Annotated in this window: 15 protein-coding genes and 6 pseudogenes; 9 read left to right on the top strand and 12 right to left on the bottom strand. The window is 60.1% G+C overall.

Annotation, left to right across the window (positions count from 1 at the left end; all coding sequences use genetic code 11):
* Nucleotides 1–319: 319 nt before the first annotated feature.
* The gene (locus tag JQK88_RS33430) at nt 320–679 is read left to right on the top strand and encodes a hypothetical protein (RefSeq protein WP_203280827.1); all 360 of its coding nucleotides are present in this window, start codon (nt 320–322) and stop codon (nt 677–679) included.
* A 319-nt stretch (nt 680–998) separates the two neighbouring features.
* Here the strand turns inward: JQK88_RS33430 and JQK88_RS33425 are convergent, their stop codons facing one another.
* The gene (locus JQK88_RS33425; protein ID WP_203280826.1) at nt 999–1,439 is read right to left on the bottom strand and encodes a transposase; all 441 of its coding nucleotides are present in this window, start codon (nt 1,437–1,439) and stop codon (nt 999–1,001) included.
* A gap of 645 nt (nt 1,440–2,084) precedes the next feature.
* Between JQK88_RS33425 and JQK88_RS33420 the strand changes: the two are divergent.
* The 7 genes and pseudogenes from JQK88_RS33420 to JQK88_RS33390 form a co-directional block, all read left to right on the top strand.
* A pseudogene (locus tag JQK88_RS33420) lies at nt 2,085–2,627 on the top strand (ISNCY family transposase); the annotation flags it as partial.
* Nucleotides 2,628–2,900: 273 nt separating this feature from the next.
* Complete coding sequence (locus JQK88_RS33415) at nt 2,901–4,124, top strand: ATP-grasp domain-containing protein (protein ID WP_203280824.1); 1,224 nt, start codon at nt 2,901–2,903, stop codon at nt 4,122–4,124.
* Between the two features lie 110 nt (nt 4,125–4,234).
* A pseudogene (locus tag JQK88_RS33410) lies at nt 4,235–4,866 on the top strand (IS256 family transposase); the annotation flags it as partial.
* 213 nt (nt 4,867–5,079) lie between these two features.
* The gene (gene tnpA / locus JQK88_RS33405) at nt 5,080–5,433 is read left to right on the top strand and encodes an IS66-like element accessory protein TnpA (protein ID WP_246750159.1); all 354 of its coding nucleotides are present in this window, start codon (nt 5,080–5,082) and stop codon (nt 5,431–5,433) included.
* Complete coding sequence (gene tnpB / locus JQK88_RS33400) at nt 5,430–5,777, top strand: IS66 family insertion sequence element accessory protein TnpB (protein ID WP_192244588.1); 348 nt, start codon at nt 5,430–5,432, stop codon at nt 5,775–5,777. Before tnpA ends, tnpB begins: the two co-directional genes overlap by 4 nt.
* A 66-nt stretch (nt 5,778–5,843) precedes the next feature.
* Nucleotides 5,844–7,521: pseudogene (gene tnpC, locus JQK88_RS33395) on the top strand (IS66 family transposase).
* 2 nt (nt 7,522–7,523) lie between these two features.
* On the top strand, nt 7,524–7,679 hold the full coding sequence (locus JQK88_RS33390; RefSeq protein WP_246750158.1) for a hypothetical protein: 156 nt from the start codon (nt 7,524–7,526) through the stop codon (nt 7,677–7,679).
* 499 nt (nt 7,680–8,178) lie between these two features.
* Here JQK88_RS33390 and JQK88_RS33385 read toward each other — a convergent pair whose 3' ends face one another.
* The 9 genes from JQK88_RS33385 to ggt all read right to left on the bottom strand — a co-directional run bounded on the left by JQK88_RS33385 (nt 8,179) and on the right by ggt (nt 17,095).
* Nucleotides 8,179–10,947, bottom strand: coding sequence for a lyase family protein (locus tag JQK88_RS33385; protein ID WP_246750157.1), 2,769 nt, complete (start codon nt 10,945–10,947; stop codon nt 8,179–8,181).
* Entirely contained in the window at nt 10,878–11,936 is a 1,059-nt protein-coding gene (locus tag JQK88_RS33380) for a cysteine synthase family protein (protein ID WP_203280822.1), read from the bottom strand. Before JQK88_RS33380 ends, JQK88_RS33385 begins: the two co-directional genes overlap by 70 nt.
* A gap of 10 nt (nt 11,937–11,946) precedes the next feature.
* Nucleotides 11,947–12,894 carry a GHMP family kinase ATP-binding protein gene (locus tag JQK88_RS33375; protein WP_246750156.1) on the bottom strand — a complete coding sequence of 316 codons (948 nt, stop codon included), beginning with the start codon at nt 12,892–12,894 and terminating at the stop codon, nt 11,947–11,949.
* A 216-nt stretch (nt 12,895–13,110) separates the two neighbouring features.
* Nucleotides 13,111–13,695: an acyl-homoserine-lactone synthase gene (locus JQK88_RS33370; RefSeq protein WP_203280818.1), complete on the bottom strand. Its 585-nt coding sequence runs from the start codon at nt 13,693–13,695 to the stop codon at nt 13,111–13,113.
* A gap of 216 nt (nt 13,696–13,911) precedes the next feature.
* Nucleotides 13,912–14,256, bottom strand: a complete 345-nt coding sequence (locus JQK88_RS33365) for a hypothetical protein (RefSeq protein ID WP_203280816.1) — start codon at nt 14,254–14,256, stop codon at nt 13,912–13,914.
* Between the two features lie 62 nt (nt 14,257–14,318).
* A complete protein-coding gene (locus JQK88_RS33360) occupies nt 14,319–14,597 on the bottom strand; it encodes a thiamine pyrophosphate-binding protein (protein ID WP_203280814.1) in 279 nt (92 codons plus the stop codon).
* 225 nt (nt 14,598–14,822) lie between these two features.
* Entirely contained in the window at nt 14,823–15,095 is a 273-nt protein-coding gene (locus tag JQK88_RS37920; RefSeq protein ID WP_512699817.1) for an FAD-binding protein, read from the bottom strand.
* Nucleotides 15,073–15,204, bottom strand: a complete 132-nt coding sequence (locus tag JQK88_RS37075) for a hypothetical protein (protein ID WP_281434922.1) — start codon at nt 15,202–15,204, stop codon at nt 15,073–15,075. Before JQK88_RS37075 ends, JQK88_RS37920 begins: the two co-directional genes overlap by 23 nt.
* Before the next feature lie 196 nt (nt 15,205–15,400).
* The gene (gene ggt / locus JQK88_RS33350) at nt 15,401–17,095 is read right to left on the bottom strand and encodes a gamma-glutamyltransferase (RefSeq protein WP_203280812.1); all 1,695 of its coding nucleotides are present in this window, start codon (nt 17,093–17,095) and stop codon (nt 15,401–15,403) included.
* Nucleotides 17,096–17,607: 512 nt separating this feature from the next.
* Here ggt and JQK88_RS37665 point away from each other — a divergent pair.
* Nucleotides 17,608–18,383 (top strand): annotated as a pseudogene (locus JQK88_RS37665) (transposase).
* Here JQK88_RS37665 and JQK88_RS37660 read toward each other — a convergent pair.
* Nucleotides 18,376–18,642 (bottom strand): annotated as a pseudogene (locus tag JQK88_RS37660) (ATP-binding protein); the annotation flags it as partial. The pseudogenes JQK88_RS37665 and JQK88_RS37660 overlap by 8 nt on opposite strands.
* A gap of 146 nt (nt 18,643–18,788) precedes the next feature.
* Nucleotides 18,789–18,962, bottom strand: a pseudogene (locus JQK88_RS33335) (IS21 family transposase); the annotation flags it as partial.
* Nucleotides 18,963–19,362 lie beyond the last annotated feature (400 nt).

Below are 19,362 nucleotides of genomic sequence, written 5' to 3'. Positions count from 1 at the left end.
CTCTCGACCACGCGGCGTTAGCCGGGCATTCTCATGGAAGTTCATCCGGTTCTCCGAGAATCACTGAACCTTCGAAACCTCAGTTTTCCGGTCCCAGACGTCGGAAGTGACGCCACAGGGGTGGTGTAACTCCGTTCGGGCTATGCGCTACTGCGTCACACCCCCGCCGAGTCTCATTTTTGATTGGGTTCTTTTGCATATTTGGTGCACGGACTACTTTGTCGGGTGTCCCTTTTTCCGGTTGGGTCAAGCGGCTGCCAGCAGTCGGCTCCGGAGGAGTGGATAGGCGGCGCGCCCGTACATCTGGCGCTTGATCGTCTTGAGGCGGTTGATCTGGCCTTCGACCGGGCTTGTGCTCCAGGGCTGGGTGATTGCCGTCACGGCCGATGCCTGCTGCAAGGGAGGCCAGCTCACTGCCCGTGGCATCGGCGATCCATTGCTCGAGGCCGGCATCATCGTCGCCGCGTATCACTGCAGCAAAACGGCGGGCCAGTTCGCCCGCGATCGAAAGCTCCGGCGCATTTTCATGGAGATGGTGAACGAACCGCTTGGTCTGCTCATCGAGAGATGTCGGGTCTTCGCTCAGGAGCCATTCACAATTCCGGCGCGATGGCGGCCGCCACCGCGAATTGGTGAAGCGATCGATGACCGCTCCTTACGGGCGGCGGACCACCTGTAGACGGTCGCCTTGCTACCTTCAAAGCCGCGGCACTTGAGTTCGGCCCACAATTGCAATCCGTTGCCCTGGCCTTCATGCCAGCGTCTTTCGAGATAATCGCGAACAGGATCCATGAGAACGGAGCGCGCGGGCGGCCGCCGGTCCTCCGGCTCACCGCCCGCTGCAAGCCAGCGTTCGACAGTTCTCACGTTCATGCCAATCCGGGGCGCAATCAGTCGCTGCGACAGACCGGCCTCCCGCAAATCAAGGAATTCGGCATAGAGCTCACTGCGCTGGTTGCGCCTCGACCGGCGCAGGCAATCAAGTTTCGGGGAAGTTTCTACCCGGTGGTTCCAGCCTGGCGTCGTCGTTTCCGGCCATCTCGAACGCCATGGCCTTTCCGGCGGCGCTGACAGCTTTTCGATGGCGGCCGACTGGCCAGACGCAACGCTTCGCCCAGGTTCTGGAGAAGATGCCAGCGGTCGGCGACCTGCGTTGCATCGGGCGCACCGCGACGGGCGCCGTCGGCATAGACGCCGGCACGATCGCGCGCGATGACCTTGATGCCAGGATGGCGTTCCAGCCATGATGCGACCGTGTCGGCATTTCGATCCGGCAACAGATCGACGACGCGATTGAGCTCCAGATCGCAGATGATCGTTCCGTAGCGCTGCCCCTTGCGCCAGGCCCAGTCGTCGATGCCGACCACACGCGGCGCTTGCGGCGGCTCGAACCCGGCCGCACCGATCATCCGCAACAGCGCGTCGCCGCTTACCGGCATGGCCAGTTTGCGCGACAGGCGCGCGAGCCGGGCTCGCCGCCGACCGCGAAGCCGATCGCCAGCTGGCTTTCGCCGAGGCGAGAGGTGCGTCTCGCTTTCGGCCGTGCCGTTTCCGGCAATCGCTCGGTGAAGATCCGCGGCTGGCATTGTGGATCGGCGCATCGAAACCGTCGTGCGTGAAGCTGGATTTCGACAATCCGACCCTGCCACGGCAGATCGCGCTCAACCGGCGCATGTAGTGACTGTGGACGCAGCGTGTTCGGTGGCCGCAACATGGACAGCACGAGTCCATCGCCTTCGGCCGGGCCACAAGCACCACCCTGTCGGCCTGCAGGAGAATTTGACAATCGAAAGCTCGGGTCAAATCCGCGAGCGGAAGGCATGGAGCACGGGCAAATCTCGGCGTCGACTGCGATTCCGACTCTATGAACTTATTCGCTCCGTCCGTGAATCCCGCAACCTGCACCAAATATGCGGAAGAACCCTTTTATTGACGCCGAATCTCATCCTGATCGCCGCACCGCAAAAAACGACAAACTTTTGATGTTATTGGTTAAATCGCGACTTTTAATGGGCAAGATCCAGCGGTTTCAGGTAATAATTTGGTCTCATGCTACTGATCCCAAAGTCCTGCCGGAGCCGCCAATGCGCCAAGAACGCACCGTCCAAACCAGCATATTCGATCTTTTCGCCACGCACGAGATCGGCCACGAGCTGAAGGCCATGCCGCAATGGCTGGACGAGCATGGCGATCTGCTTGGCTGGGTGGCGCGGGATCTGGGTCGGCATGGCGTCAAGGCGACCGGACAACAAGCCAACAAGAGCTGCCAGTCGAAGCGGTGCTGCGTTGCGCGCTTCTCAGCTGACCTACCAGGAGCTTGCCTTCCATCTCGAGGACTCGGCATGGTTTCGGGCTTTTGCACGTCTGCCCTGGTCATTGAGCCCACAGATGTCGGTGTTGCAAAAGACGATCAGTGCGATCCGGCCTGAGACTTGGGAGAGATCAATCGGGCGTTGCTGTAGAACGCCAGGCAGGCAAAGCTGGAAGACGGCACTGTGGTGCGGCTGGACAGCACTGTCACAGCAGCACTGATGCGCGAACCGAGCGACAGCAGCCTGTTGTGGGACGCCGTCCGGGTCTTGGTGCGCCTGTTGAAGCAAGCCGATGCTTTGGTCGGCGGCGCCGGTCTGGCGTGATGCGACATTGCCGCGCGGCCATCTACCTCCCAGGCAAACCCGGCTGCATCGTACTCTGGTCATGCCGCCGCGGGCCGACATCAGGCTTATCAATGCCTCATCTCCACCAAGGATCCCATCAATTCAGTTTTGCTACAGTTCATTCACCTAAATTTACAGAATCTTGGCGACCGCAAATCGCTAACAATAGTACATTCACCACAAAGTCTGAGGTCGGGCATAGCTCGGACCGCCGCAAAGCACGCAACGGAGAGATAGCAGCCAATGGCAAGAAGAGCGCTCGTCCTGGTTGAAGGCACTAGGGCCAATGGTCTGCTATACGTGAAAGCGGCCCAGCGTCTTGGTCTTCATCCAATTACCCTATCGGCTGATCCAGCTCAATACGACTACATTGCGGCGGGAGGAATTCAGGCAATCCGTGTCGATACAGACGATCTCGACGCGCTGATCCGTGAATGTTCGCGGCTAGGTGCGAGGTATGACATTGCTGGCATTTCGAGCGCCGAGGAGGAGGTCTATGCGACGGTTGGCAAGCTCTGTCGGCATTTCGATCTACCGGGACCGAACCCCGCATCGATTGAACGATGCTGCGACAAATTCGTTCAACGTCAGCTTCTCGAGGAGGCCGGCGTTCCAATACCTGCTTACCGCTTGGCAACCAATGCGACGGACGTAGAAAGCTCTGCTGCTGAGATCGGCCTGCCGGTGGTTCTTAAGCCAGCCGTCGGCAGCGGCAGCAGCGGTGTCCGCTTGTGCCGCAATGTCGAAGAGTTAGCCGAACATACGACCTATCTTTTGGGCGGAAAGCACATATGGCGGTCTTCGCCGAGAATACTGGTCGAAGAATTCGCACAAGGCCCATACTACGGCGCTAACATAATGGGAAATGAGGTCATTGCGATTGGTGTCGCTGAATTCGGCCCACCACCCCATTTCGTTTTTCGTGAGTACACCCATCCGGCCCCGCTGACTGATAACGAGTATAAGCGTATCGCCGATGTTTCGCTGAGCTGTTTGCGAGCTCTCGATCTTGGCTGGGGGCCAACGAACATTGAGTTCCGGTGGACGAAGCTTGGCCCAGTCGTCATTGAAGTCAATCCACGACTTTCGGGTGGGGAGTCTCAACTGGTTCAGTCGGCACACGGTGTTGATCTCGTCGCCGAGCACATAAAGCTTGTCATCGGTGAGGAATGGGACTTGCGCAAAAGGTATTCGCAGACTGCGGCTAAGCGGCTCCTAATTCCTGATCGCGATGGCATCCTCGATTGGATCGATGGTGACAGTCGCGCGGCCGCCGTACCAGGTGTTGTCGAGGTCAAATTGCATGTTGAACCCAAGACGCCGATCGTCAGGAAAGGCGATTACCTTGACTCGATCGGATATGTCATCGCCGCTTCAACCAGCCTAGATCAGACCAAGGCGATCCTTCTGTGTGCTGTCGACTTAATCGATTGGTCGATCACACCATTTCCGGCCCTTGGCGAATAGGAGCAATCACGGGCCTCTCACCTCCGAGCAGGAGCGGAGGTGGCGCGCTTCGATCCGGCGTTAGCATGGTTGTTCGCCGGGGGCCGCATGGGTGATGCAGCATCGGAGGCTGGAGCCGGAAGCGCCAGATACTGGCCGTGAAAATAGCCAGTCGCGAGAGCCGATCCGCCTGGAAGGACTTTCTCGTCGGGCTCAAGCAAAGCGGCCTCAAGGGCGCGTCGATCTGGTCGTATCCGACGACCATGCAGGTCTCGTGGCGGCGATCGGCGAAGTCATCCCCGAAGCCGCATGGCAGCGCTGCTACGTCCACTTCCTCAGGAACGCGCTCGATCACTTGCCCAGGAAGCACGGCGACGATTGCCTGCAGGAGTTGCGCTGGCTCTACGACCGACGCGACCTTGCCGAGGCCAAGGCCGATCTCGCTGCATGGCTTGCCAAATGGTCGCCTCGCTATCCGCACCTGACAGGCTGGCCCGAGGGTGCCATCGAACGACCCTGACCTTCTTCAGACTGCCGCGTCAGCACCACAAGCACCTCAAGTCGACCAACATGCTGGAACGGCTCAACGAGGAAATCCGCCGGCGCACCTATGTCGTGCGCATTTTCCCCAACACCGAAAGCTGCCTGCGCCTGGTCAGAGCGTTGGCTGTCGAGACCAACGAAAACTGGATGGAGGCCAACCGCTACAGAAACATGGATGACCTGCGCGAGCAAGAAGCTCGCTCTACGCCAAGCCGCATGACCAGCACTATGGTCGCCCCCTTTTGCAGAACTTGACGCACACAACCGGTTCAACCCCATTTTGACATCCATATCCGCACGCCGGCGATCGGTACATCTTCTAACTACCTCGCTGTAGCGTACGCCTCCGGCGAGGACCGCCTTGCGCGAGCATGGCACGGTAGCGAGGCTGTGCTCTTAAGGTCGTCCTTACGAGCGTAGTTAGCAACACAGCATGAGCCATGTGACGTTATTGACGGGGCCTGAGCGTCGTCGTCGTTGGCGTGAAGAGGATCAGTGCCGGATACTGGCCGCGGCATTCGCGCCTGGGTCCACGGTGGCGGCGGTAGCGCGTCAGTACGATGTCGCGACCAGCCTGATCTATAAGTGGCGCCGCACGCTGAGAGCCCGCGAGACGGGCTTTGCCGAAGTTGTCGTGGTTCCCGATGAGCCTGTCGCCGCTTCGGTGCCGGCGGCGCCCCCAGCGGTGATCGAGCTGGAGATCGCCGGCAAGGTGCGGCTGCGGATTCCGCTGACCACGCCGCCGACACTGGCGGCGGCGATGGTGAAGGCGCTGGGCGTTTCATGATCCCGGTTCCGAGCCAGGTGCGGATCTGGTTGGCGGTCGGCCGGACCGATATGCGTCGCGGGATGCAGGGCCTCGCTCTGCAGGTTCAGGAGACGTTGGGCCGGGACCCGCATGCCGGCGATCTTTATGTCTTCCGCGGCCGCAGCGGCAATCTGATCAAGATTATCTGGCATGATGGGCTCGGCATGTCGCTGTATGCAAAACGGCTCGAGAAGGGCCGGTTTCTATGGCCGTCGCCAGCGGATGGTACGGTTTCCATATCGCCTTCTCAGTTGGCGTACATGCTCGACGGGATCGATTGGCGCAACCCGCGTCACACGTTCCGCCCCCAGCGCGCGGGCTGAGTTTTTCTTTGAGTTTGCGCCATTTTCCGCGAGTCAGCGAAGGCGTTTTATGATTCACTCCCGGGCATGGTTGCCACCGCCCAGGATGCTGTTCCGGACGATATTGGCGCGCTGAGAGCAGCGCTGAGCGCGGCGCTGGCCAGAGCCGAAGACGAGGCCGCGCGCGCTGCGCTGGTCGAGGCCGAACTGGCGGTCGCCAGGGCCAAGGCATCGGATGATGCGGCGCTGATCGCACATCAGGATCTGACGATCCGGAAGCTGCAGCGGGCGCTGCATGGTCAGAGTTCTGAACGTTCAGCCCGCCTGCACGACCAGATCGAGCTCACCTTCGAGGAACTCGAGAGCACGGCGACGGAAGACGAGATCGCCGCCGAACAGGCCGCGGCCCTGACCACCGAGGTGGCGCCTTACGTGCGCAAACGACCGGCGCGCCAGCCATTTCCAAAGCATCTGCCGCGCGAACGCGTGGTCGAGCCGGCGCCGACCGCTTGCCACTGCTGCGGCGGTCATCGGCTGCGCAAGCTGGGCGAGGATATCACCGAGACGCTGGAGGTGGTGCCGCGGCAATGGAAGGTGATCCAACACGTGCGGGAGAAGTTCACCTGCCGCGACTGCGAGGCGATCAGCCAGGCTCCGGCGCCGTTCCACGCCACCCCGCGCGGCTGGGCCGGGCCTGGCCTGCTGGCGATGATCCTGTTCGAGAAGTTCGGCCAGCATCAGCCGCTCAACCATCAGGCTGAACGCTATGCCCGCGAAGGCGTGCCGCGCAGCCTGTCGACGCTCGCCGACCAGGTCGGCGCCGGCGCCGCGGTGCTGATGCCGCTGTTCAAGCGGCTCGAAGCCCATGTGCTGTCCGCTTCACGTCTGCACGGCGACGATACGACGGTTCCGGTCCTGGCCAGGGGCAAGACCGATACCGGCCGATTATGGACCTATGTGCGCGATGACCGACCGTTCGGCGGCGCCGATCCGCCGGCGGTGGTGTTCTAACTATTCCCGCGATCGCCGAGGCGAACATCCCGCGGCGCATCTCGCCGGCTGGAGCGGCATTCTGCAGGCCGATGCCTTTGGCGGTTATGGCGATCTCTATGCGGCGGGCCGTCAGCCGGCGCCTATTCTGGAAGCCAGCTGCTGGGCCCACAGCCGGCGCAAAGTGTTCGAGCTGTCTGATATCGAAGCGGCGGCGCGCAAGAAGGCGCGCGGCGACAAGCCCAACCTGGTCTACCCGCTAGCGGTTGAAGCCGTGAAGCGCATCGATGCCCTGTTCGATATCGAGCGCGAGATCAACGGCCTGTCGCCAGAACAACGCCACGCCGTGCGCCAGGAGCGCAGCCTGCCGCTGGTCACCGAGCTCGAGCGCTGGATGATCGAGACGCGCGACAAGCTCTCGCGCGGACACGATCTGAGCAAGGCCTTCAACTACATGCTGCGCCGCTGGTCATCCTTCACCCGGTTCCTCGACGATGGACGGATTGCCTATCGAACAATGCAGCCGAGCGAGCCCTGCGCGGCATCGCTCTCGGCAGAAAGTCCTGGCTGTTCTGCGGTTCCGATCGCGGCGGGACAGCGCGCTGCCGTTCTCTACAGCCTGATCGTCAGCGCCAAGCTGAATGACATCGACCCTCAGGCCTGGCTCGCCGATATCCTGGCGCGCATCGCAGCCCACCCAGCACAGCGGATCGACGATTTGCTGCCGTGGAATTGGAGATCCGCAAAACTGCGGACCCAACCAGCGGCTGCCTGATCATGCAGCGCAATAAGGTGCATCACGTCTACACCGTCGACCGTGTCGCCGGGGACCTCGGCGTCAGCGAAGCGCTCATCCACGACCTGACCCTCGGTCTCGAGCCCGAGGACGGCGTCGTCTGGGTCTACGGCGCCAACGATGACGACGGGATCTAACCGATGAAGGCATCGAGGAAGTCAAACTCCTCCTCGAAGAATATCATCGCGTCTCCCCATCGAAAACTTGACCCCAGCATCACGGTGCTCAAGTGCTCATGGCCGCCGGATACGCACGCCTGCGGTCTTCACCGGACGGGTACGCTGTAGCATCCTCTCGCAGCATCAAGCCGGCATCGACCAAGGCACCCAGCACGTGTGAATTGATAGCCTCGCGAAAGCCCATCGGAGATGCGGAGCGAGCCGTGCTCCATATGCACCGCAGCCGGCCGTTGACTTCGGCCCGAATCCGAGTTCGGCCACCTCATGGACCCGTCGCCAGTCGCGCCTCGAGGAGCGCTGAGGCGCGGCTCAGCTGCCTCCTTCCGGCAAGCGAACCCAGTGCGGGGATCACCACCGCCACTGTTCTCGCGTTGCGCCAGCTCATGGCGATACCCGTCGGTCTGAAGCTCGGTCACGGGGGCGCCGCCGGCTGACGCTATCCAAATATATCTAAATCTCAAGTGGACTGATGCTTAACAACGAGTTCCTGCACCCTCTGTTTGCGGTGCATCTCGGCGCGCGCCCAGCGTTCCCGAATGTCCGCGCATTTTAGCTGCGTGTCCCGAAAAAGCATTTTTGCTACGGAAATCTGGTCGTCGGTTGATCTTTTAGCGGGCCCTCCTCCGAACCGCAGAGCGTCCCTGCACTCTTCAAGACTCGCCGGCAACACATCGGCGAGTTGGCTGGCCAGCTCGCTTCGGCGCTCCGCGACGCAGCTATCCTGAGACAGGCGTTCCGCGATCTCGCCAATTAGCGTGTGGGCGTTTCTGAAAGGAATGCCTCGCGACGCCATCCGTTCGGCGGCGACGGCCGTCATCTGTGAGCCGTCTTCCAGATTTTCACGCATCGACCGCACGTTGAAAGACATGAATTTCACCACAAGCGATGTGAGGGTGATGGCCCGCTTCAGGGCATCTTCTGCAAGGCCCAGCGAAGAGCAGCCGTAGTTGCTTGCTTCGATCGAGTTGCTGAAAGGCGATTTGCAGGTTGCCGTTGCCGCAGAAACATACGCGCCGATCACGGTGCTTGCCGACCCCTTGATGTGTTCAAGCAGAAACGGATTCTTCTTTTGGGGGAGCATGGAAGAGCCGCCAGCAAGATTGTGAGGAACGTCGATGAGCGCGAACTCCCGCGTCGTCCAAACCTGCAGGTCCTGGGCCACACGGCTGAGCAAAATTGAAACGCCAGCGAAGAGCGAAAGCCCTTGCAGGTGATGGTCACGGCTTGCGACCGCATCAAGTGAGTTGAATGACGTCAGTGCGAATCCCAGAAGATTTGCGGTCTTCAAGGGATCTATAGGCATGCTGGTGCCTCCGCCGGCACCAGCTCCCATAGGGCAGTTCCTGATGTCTTCCAGCAGGCAATGAAGGCGCTGGCGCTCGCGACCCAGAGCGAAGAAGACGCCAAGCAGGTAGTGCCCTGGCGATCCTGGGAGTGCGATCTGATACTGACTGTATAACGGACCCACAAGTCTCGATGCTTCCTCCACTCGCTGAAGCAGGGCATCTTGTGCAGTTCCTATCTGTTGCGAGATGGAACACGCGGCTTCCCGAAGGACTAGGAGAGAAATGGTCGCGTTCAAGTCGTTGCGGGACCTCGCAAGGTGCAGCCAGCCGGCTTTTTCCGGGCCAGCTCTGGTGGCAAGTTCGGCCTCATAAGCAAGATAGAGGCCACGTGGAGCATCGCGGCCCTCCAAAGACTGAAAGCCCTCGTCCTGGAGATCCAAGATGTGCTTTAGGAGATCGGCAGCGGCTGCCTGGCTGACCAAGCCCTGGTCCGCGAGCATCACCAGATGTGCTTCGTCTATGGTCGCCTGGTGCCGCAGAAGGCGACCGTCACGCGAGATGTCGATAGGCGGGGCGAGCAACTTCATCGCTTCGGGATGTAGGTTCCACCTGGCCTGGCTTGACCCAGCGACTTGCTTGTTGTCCGATTCGCCAGTAGCCGCCTCGATATCGATCACGATGGAATCGATCATCCGTTGAGCTGCCGTGGCGGCGGCATTGAGCTCATCAGCGACGCCTATGGCGTAGGCTACCCGGTCTCTAAAGTCGCCATTTATTTGGATTTCCTCCCCCTCAGATTTCAGAAGACCCGCCTCGGGCGTTGTCGGGTCTGGTTTTCGAGAAAAGCCCAGGCGTTTTAGCTTCCCGGATTTGTGCACGAGTTGGAAACGGATCGCTCCCGCCCTTGCGCCCGCGCGCGGAGGCGTGAACCCTTCTCCCGCGTAAAGTCTAATCACCATGTCAAGGATTGACGTGTCCAAGGCGTGCGAAAGCATGACTGGAATCATTCCTCCAGCTAGCCTGGGGTTGACCTCGATGATGACGGGGCCCGACTCCGTTATCACGAACTCCACATGAGCCGGTCCGAACTTCAGGCCCAGAGCCGAAACCGCGCCTGCGGCAAAAGAGGCCAGTTCCTGGAGGGATGGCCCCGGTAGCGGCGCCGGGAAGTCGTGCCCTACCTCGACGAAGCAGGGTGCCGGCCCCTTGTGTTTGGCAAGAATTCCAAGGCAATGCAGCGCCCCATCGTAAGCAATTATCTCTGCAGAGTATTCTTTTCCCTCTATATATTGCTGGATTAGGATGTCGGGACTGGGCAGATCCACTTGATCGAGCAGTGCGCCCCTTGCACTCTCAAACGCCCTGATGGCGGCTGCGGCACTATCGCACAACCTCACGCCACTACTACCACTTCCGGACACCGGCTTGACGACCACCGGCAGAGTAGCTTGGGCAAGAATATTCTCGACGTCTCTGACGGAAGTGCCCAGCCGAGTTTCAGGGATCGTGATTGATTGTCGCTGCAACTCGGCCGCTTGCTTCCATTTGTTTCGGCATGTGGCTATAGCCCCTGGATTCGCTGCTGGCAGCCCAATCGCCGTCGCGGCACTTGACGCTGCTTCCACAAAATAATCCGACGATGAATATATTCCTTCCAGCCTTCTTAATTTGGCGGCGACCCCGATGAGTTCATCCGGACTACGCGTTTCAGCTTCGATAACATGAGCGACGGAGTCCTTAAGAAACGGATAGCGCGCGGGATTGCGCGTAACGAGGTAGGTCTCAAAGCCCAGGACTCGGGCCCGCTTCATTAATAGTTCGCCAGTGCCCGTCGTGTTGCTTTCCACGAAAAGGAAGCTACCTCGGTTCATCATGAAGCATTCTCCAGCACGTTTAGGACAGCTTCCCGGCTTCTCCGATTCCAATGATATCGGTTCCATGGTGGGAGAGCCGTCGAGGGATGATTTTCGGTTGCCGGCGCCTCCAGCAGAACACCTTCATTTAGACATCCGTTCTGCTTGAGCCAGTTATGGTCGTAAACAGCTTTGACGTAGCGGTGGCCTTCATCAGGACATATGACGACTACGGTCTCTCTTGGATACTGGCGAGCGCGCCAACGGCCAACGATGTAGCTCGCTCCGGAGGTCGGACCGGCGAAAACAGCGTGCCGCTCGTGGAGGGTTCGCGTTCCAGCAAATGCGAGCGGAGCCGAGATGAAATGCACCTCGTCGTACAGTTGATGCTTCACGTTCTTGGGGACAAGACTGTTCCCAAGCCCCCGCAGCTTTCGTTCGCCATCCTGTTGGCCAAAAATGACGCTATTGAAAGTGTCCACTCCGACCAGGCGCGCACCAGGGGCTTTTTGGCGGAGGCGCCCTATCGTTCCGCAAGTAGAGCCGCCTGATCCGACAGAACCCACCAAAGTTACGTCGGCGTCCAACATCGCCGATATTTGATCGGCGAAAAGCTCATAGGCTGCTGGGTTGTCCGGTGTTTCGTATTGTCGGGGCCAGAAACAGGAGTGGCCCAACTGTCTCATCCTAGCGTGTAATGCGTCCAGCCGGCTTCTTTGATAGCCACCCTGCTTCGCCTTTTCATTTATTATGAAGACTTCGGCTCCCAAGGAGATCAACCTGTTTTCCAGGCCTTTGTCCATCACCGGGTCTGTGAAGATTTCGAGCTGGAATCCACGTTCGCGGCAAATTACGGCCAAACCCAGGGCGAAGGTTCCGCTGGAGGTCTCGAGAACTCTCATGCCATGCGTCAAAGTCCCTCGAGCCAGCGCTTGCTCAATGATGTACTTGGCAGGGAGAAGCTTCATGAACGCGAACTGCGCAAGATAAAGGTTTGTCTCGCACCTAATAATGTTGGGGAGAGCATAGGCATCGGAATAGCCGGAGAATGGCAGGCGTTTGCGAACAGCGTCCATATTGCTTACCTCACCGGCAGCCGGTCATGGTCAGATATATTTTTGGCGAGTTGTCGAAGGGTGATACATGGGTGAGCACCGACCGAAGCTTCCGTGGAAAGTCAGCCGCCATTCGATCAAGCAGGATTCCAATCATTGTGCCGCTGTGCGCGACTATGACCCCGAGAGCGTCAGTGGCCTCGGATGCTTTCAGCATCGAGTTCAGATGCTCCTTTGGGGCCCGCTCCTGATGCATGAGCGCGCTGGCCGTAGCTATTCTGCCTATCGTGGCCGTGTCACTCCGCGGAATTGCTATCCGTGCGCGGTCGAGTAATTGGTGATATTCTGCTCTGTGACTGGCGGAGATCTCACCTCGCCGTTGATCATAGTCGACGGTTTCGACCGTCCCCCCTTCATCGATACCAACGATTGCAAGCGGCGGCATTTGCCCAAGGAAGCAGAGAAGGCTACATGCTCGCTGTTGATATGCGACCACGCCAGGGTACATCACCCCGTCGGATGGCTCGATCTCCGCCATTAGCTTCTCGATCAACGATGTCTGGACTCTACGCTTGAAGCAGCAGGCGATTGACCGTGCAGTCGCAACAAGATCCGCAGACGAACTCGCCAGCCCTTTGCCTTCTGGGAGTTCAGATTGCAAAAGGAGGAATCCTCCTGAGAGGCCGAGCGCAGTCACGAGATTCTCAGCCAGTCGTTTTGCTTTGACTTTATGTGAAGGATAAACGGTTACGGATCGTGTGCCTGCAATCGGCATGAAGTGAGCTCGCGCAAAGAGCGCGATGGGCATCGTGACCAAGAAGTGAGGGTCCCGAGGAAACCAGCCGACCGGTAACTGGCCTTGCAACAACTCGCCGAATGTGCCGCAACAAAGAGCGTCGCTAGAATGAACCCTTGGCCGCTGCGCGTCCTCGGCGATAATCTCAGCCGCATCTGCCCCGTCGAACGTCTGGTGATACATGTATGGCCTCCAAACTGCATCGGCGGCCGCTTCTATAAGTCCTCTAGACGTGATGCTCGTCCCGGTTCCTTCAGGGCCGATGGGATGGGTAGAATTAGGGATCGACATATCACTTCCTCGTCAGGTACATTGAAATGTGATTTGCTGCGAGACGAGACCCCGGATTATCGGAACAGGGCTCGCGTTTCGGATGGGATACTTTCATCACCTGGGTATCTAGCGAGCTTCGCGACGAATAGGTCCAAGAATGGCGGCCGTGACCGGAAAGCAGCTTGCGAAGGTTGTGCGGTTCCCAAAATTCATTGGGCCATCGAGAGGGATGATCCTAACGCCCGCCGTTTCTAGGATCCTCTTCATGCGAGAGTCGAATACCGAGCCGTATAGACCACCGCGAGCCCGAGTTCCCAAACACCCGCCAACCGCAATACTACCGGCAGGCTGATCCGATTCCTGATGAGAAGGTGGGTGGCGTTTGTATCGATAGCAAAAGCACGTGCTTTCCCAGAGCCTTGGGGAAGGCGGTGCCGGCTTTCCGGCAAGCAGGGCAACAAGGGTATCACCGATTGTTGTGGTCCCGGTTGGGCGAAGTAGCCGGGCGCTGGCGGCGACTTCTTTGCGGATCTTGTCCCAGCATGTCAAATATACGGTATTCGCCAGGTTGAAGCGGTCATGTTCCGTTCCGACAACGCTTGAGGCATGCGACTTCCAACGTTCAACCCTGAGCAGCAGCCGGAACATCGCATTCAGAATGTTGTCGGCCACATTGCCGGTACCCCCGCCATGGGTCAGAAGCTGATACATTGCTTTCTCCGATCGGAACCTCTGCTGGGAGTAAAAGTGTACCTGACGATCAGTCCGATCTAGCTACCATTTTCGGTAGTGGCACAGATGATACGCTCGCTTTAAAAACAGCAGATCTATCTTTAGTGGATCACTGCGTTCTTATGGACAGAAGCAACCACTATGTGACATTTGTTCTGCACAGGGTGTTTTTCATTGCACTTTTGATATGACGGTTCATATAATATAAATCTCCGAGCTCAAATTACCCCCGACCTGGCCAAAGCAAAATCTGCTGACCGTTGGTGCTTCCTTCGGCGACGTCCACGAACTCGATTGCGATCGCCGTATTTTTCCGGCCATGTGGACGCGCCGAGCAAGCCGGAACGTCGAGCTTGCCGCAGTTTTGGCCAAGGACAGCTCACCTATCTCGAGCACCCGGTGCTTTCGGCTTATCAAGAGATCGAGGCCGTCGCGATATTGGAAATCGCCGAAACGGGAATGGAGCGGGCAGCGTCGCCAGAACTTGGCGTGAATGCTGCGCGGAGTTGTCGCCTTGGCAACAAGGAGGGTGACTGTCATGCTCGCCTGCGATGTCGATCAGGCCGCCCGTGGCTTCACCGGAAGCAGATTGACGCCGCCGATCAGCGCTCTAGCGATTGCGCGGAATGGACCTGATAGTGCCGTGAGATTCGTTCCATCTTTCCGAACACGGTACGATAGCCGATCTCCTGAAATTTCTCGCTGCCTTTGATACCCGTGCCGACCCAGTCGATGATGCTAACATTGGTGACGCCCGGTCCTCGCGTCACGAAGCGAATGTCCTTTAAGCCGGCCACCTTCCCATATGCCGAAGCCATGAGGCCTGCACCGCCTTTGTTGCGACAGAGCACGTAGTCGAGATGTCCCACCGTGTCGCGCACAGCATTTCAGAACTGCGAGGCAGCTCTCGCCGGGGCACGCCAAAGCACTTGCGAGCGCCAAGCGCGATCAGCGAGTTTGGCTCCGTTACGGATCACGGCATTCGTCCTTTGGAGCTGGGCGATACCTTGACGCGTATTGTTAGTCGCCAAGATAGGGGCTAACCAGGAGATCTGCACTGTCGAGCGATGGTGAAATAGAAATACGGCCCACAGCAAAGTGCTGCTTTATCGTCCGGTTCCCACCATAACGCGGTTTTCATCAGCGCTCCCGGATCGAAAGCCGCCTTGGTATGTCGCATCAAGGCACGCACGACTTTGCTTCGGTTCATGTCGGCAAGAGGCGTCTTCAGGCGGCAGAGGCCAGATCACGCCCTCTGCCGCATGAGCGACCGATCCTCCGCATAGGCTCGTGTTCCCGCCTTGCGGAACGATCGCGATACCGGCATCCCGGCATAGACGAACGACCGTCGCGACTTCATCCGTTTTGGCCGACGTCAATAGGCGCCACGCCGCACCTGTAGTCGCGTTTGAGAGGGTCCACATCCGCACCGGTCAGCCAGCCTTTCGGCCCAAGTGCGTTGGCCAGCGCGGTGGCGCGTTCGCTCATTAAGCCTCCTCCCATTGATGCACGGCAAAGGCGGCTCCGATGAACGTGTCAGTGACTCAGAGCCTGCGCGAGACTGCTTCGTGCGATCGTTCTACGCAGACGTAAAGAACTGTTCAGGAGGGCCTCTTCAAGGATCTCGCCACTTGCATGGAGTTGACCCGATCATTGGCGCCGCGTGCCCAGACGCTGGCCGCGCTCAGCTCCGCGCCTGGTCCGGCCTGAACCATACGCCGCGTCGCGCCAACCCACCGCCGAGCCCAATTGGCATACCGTCGGCGCGCCAACACGCGGCGCCAATCATCGTGCCGTCCGTATCGAACTGAATCGCACTCATGCCGCAGCCAATGTTGCCAACCGCCGCCACATCGTGGCCACGGTGGCGCAATGCCGCGAGCCCGCCTTCCGGGACCGAATCCTCGACCTGCACCCTATAGCCCCGCGTCCAAAGCCGCGGCGCCTCCACCGCCTCCTGCACGCTCATGCCATGATCGATCAGGTTCGACAGCGCTTGCGTCACGGAGGGGAAGATTTGCAGCCCGCCAGGCAGGCCGATCGCGTAACGTAGCCTGCCGTCGCGCAGCACCATCACCGGAGACATCGACGAGGTGGCCCGCTTGCCGCGCGCTACCGAGGTGGCGCGACCCGGACGCGGATCGAATGCGAACATATAGTTGTTCGGGATCATGCCGGTGCCCGGCACGATGTAGCGGGCGCCGAACAAGGAGTTGATCGAATGCGTGCTGGCGACGACGTTGCCGAACCCGTCCGCCACCGTCAGATGGGTGGTGTGCGCGCCTTCACCAGGCGCCACCCCTGTGCTCCATGACTGGGTGCGGTCCATCGTGATGCGCGCGCGGCACTCCGCTGCATAGTCCTTGGACAGCAGCTTGTCGACCGGCACCTGGACGAACGCCGGATCGGCGGACGCCGCTGCCCGGTCGGCGAAAGCGATCTTCAGCACTTCGGCCAGCAGGTGCAGCGTGTCCGGCGTCGCGAAGCCGAGCGCGCCGATGTCGTAGCCTTCCAGGATGTTCAACATCTGAATGATGTGCACAGGGCCGAACGATGGCGGCGGCGGCCCGACGATCTCATAGCTTCGATAAAGCCCGCGCAGGGGCTCGCGATCCACGGTGCGATAGCCCGTCAGGTCCTCGAGTGTCAGAAAGCCCTCTTCCTGCGCCATGTGCTCCGCATAGCGACGTCCCAGTTCTCCGCCATACAGGATGTCCGGGCCCTCGCGCGCGATCGATCGCAGCGTCTCGGCATATTCGCCGGTGACCAGGCGGGTGCCGGGCTGGATCGGCATGCCGCCGGGCAGATACAGTTTGGCGATTTCCGCATCGCGGGCGAGATCGGACGCCGACTCGGAGACGCATTCCTGCAGATAGGGAGTCACGCGAAAGCCACGCGAGGCGTGACGGATCGCGGGCTCGCTGACGTCGGCCAAAGAGAACGTGCCGAACCGGCGCAGCGCCTCGCACCAGCCCAGCAGACTGCCGGGGGCGGCGACCGCGGTGGGGCCCACGGCGTTGCGGCGGCCGATCGTGTCCATCGTGCCGGGCGCGGCCTTCGGATCAGGCGTGTAGGGGGTGGGGCCGGTCGCAAGAGGTGCGGTGCTCATGCCGTCGAGCACGTGATGCGTGCCGTTGGCGAGGCGGATGTGAGCCACACCCCCACCCAGCACCCCCACCATCATCGCCTCGACGACCGAAAGGGTGAATAAGGCCGCGATGGCAGCGTCGATCGCGTTGCCGCCGGCAGCCAGCATTTCCGCCCCCGCCGCGGAAGCGAGCGGGTGATTGGTCACCACCATGCCACGCGATCCGGTCGCCGGTTGTTTCTCACAAGTGAAGGTGGCGCCCGCATGAGAGCGCCAGTCAGTATGCCGCATCACTCAACCTCCCGTTTACGAACCTGCAAATAGTGGCACGGTGACGCCGTCAGCCATGCCACTCCGCCATGCGACGGCGGAGAATACGCAACGTGCAGCAGACCGCGCGGCGAAGCGCTGAACGGCAGCGGACCCAGGCGCTGGACGCCGCTAGCGAATTGCCGCCCCTTGGCGATGATGACGGCTGACTATCCCTGGCATTGGCGATCTGACGGCCACCGCGCTAGTCGCCGCAACAGATGATAAGGGCTGTTTTCAATCGCTCTTGATCTACTGGCGTGGCTTGGCCTCATGGAGGGGGATGGTCGCCCTCTTGCGATGCCGCCACCACGCTTTCGACCGCCTCACGGTCGTATTCCTCTAGACAAGGCTGACCGAACCGGTTGATCACGCCCAATTATCGTTCCGCGCGACGGCTACCCGCAAGAGCTACTCCCTGGATTTTCGGCCGCTATCACGTTCATACGCTCAAGATTTGGTTGATCGAGGGGAAAAGCTCTTCTGGACCGCACGTGAAAATCGTTCCTAGAGTTTTCGGGCAAGCGCCGATACTACGGCATCTGGTAGTTGACGCACTGCTCGTCGCTCACGAAAGCGCCTGCCAATCAAAGCTCAGGGCGACTGGCGATACCTGTGGATCGACGCCACCTACCTCAAGGTGTGCCGCAGCGGGGCGCATCGTGTCGGTCGTCGTCATCATCGCCGTCGGCGTCAACCGTGACGGCCGGCGCGAGGTGCTCGGCACGGAGATCGGCCGCTTGGAATCCGAGCCGATCTGGACCGAGTTTTGTGCAACTTGACGTGTCGCGGACTGCGCGGCATCAAGCTGGTCGTCTCCGACGCCCATGAGGGCATCAAGGCGGCGGTTTCGAATGCCGTGCGCCACCTCGCAGCTCTGCCAGGCCCATTTCATGAGGAATTTACTGACGCATGCCGGCAACAGCGGCCGCCGCGTCGTCTCGGGCTTCATCGCCACCGCCTTCGCCCAGGAGACGGCCGAGGCTGCAGCGTGCAATGGCCCGCCGTGGCCGACCTGATCCGGCCCAAGGTGCCGAAGCTCGCCGCCATCATGGACGAGGCCGAAAACGACGTGCTCGCGTACATGACCACCGCCTCAAGCTGTACAGCATCAACCCGATCGAGCGCCTCACGGCGAGATCGAACTCAGGACCGAGGTATCAACATCTTCCCCAATCACGATGCCATGGTCCGCCTCGTTGGCGAATTGCTGCTTGAACAGAATGATGAATGGGTCGTGCAGGCGATGGTGAGCGCTCGTTTCATTTGATCGTGAGCAGGTATTTCGCGCGATCATGAGCGGCCGTTTCGACCGACGTGTTCATTGATTCAGGTGTTTGAGGCGCCGTCAAGAGGGCGGGCGCGGGCACTGTGTTTTCGCATGCTTCTCCGGTGAGTTGAAGGCGGTGAGCGTTGTGAACGAGGCGATCCAGAATCGCGTCACCGAGGGTGGGATCGCCTATGACGTCGTGCCAGAGTTCCACGGGAATTTGGCTCGTGACGATGGTCGATGCTCGGCCGTGGCGATCGACAAAAGCCCGATGCGCTCCTCGAACTACAGGGCATCGAGATCCGGTGATCGTCGCTGCTCCTCGAAGGCCTTGGCCATTCCGGTCAAGCCGAGTGCGATCAGCCGTTCATCGGTGGGATGGGCGAGCATTGAGAACTCCATGGTTCAGTGGAAATAGCCCTGACCGCGGATGTTGCCGTGGCGCAGGGGTTGGTGGTCGGGCGTCTCGTCGAGGAAGGCCCGATCAAGACCGTTCTTGAGGATCGAACGGATCGAGGCGACGGAGCGTGCCTTGATTAGGACGCCGCGTTGGCAGGCTGCATCGACGCGCGTGTTGCCGTTCCCTGAAGAGCCTTTTTCCCAAGTAATTCAACGCCTCTGACACGCGATACGGTCGCGTCCCCACAGGTGGTGTAGTTCGGCGGTAGCAAAGCCGCTCGCGAGCGCGCCCTCAACAGCGCCGTAGCGAGCGCGCGGCTTTGCGGTGGTCATCGACAGTTCGCCGGTAAGGTCGGGTTGCTGACACCAACCTGATTCGAAGGAACCATCGATGACCGACGACATGATGAACTTGCGCGCGCTCGTGGAGAAGACTCCGGATTGCGATCTCTTGCTCGGGGACTGTCAGGATTTCCGTGTACGGGCGGGCGGTTGAACATTATGCCGCCATGGCCCTGATGAAGCGCTCACCGAAGATTACGGCGAACTGGGCCTTTGCCATGGACCATTCACGTGGCGG

This window comes from Mesorhizobium caraganae (assembly GCF_016836705.1).
Classification (GTDB): Bacteria; Pseudomonadota; Alphaproteobacteria; order Rhizobiales; family Rhizobiaceae; genus Mesorhizobium; species Mesorhizobium caraganae.
This window is presented reverse-complemented; position numbering and strand designations above follow the sequence as displayed.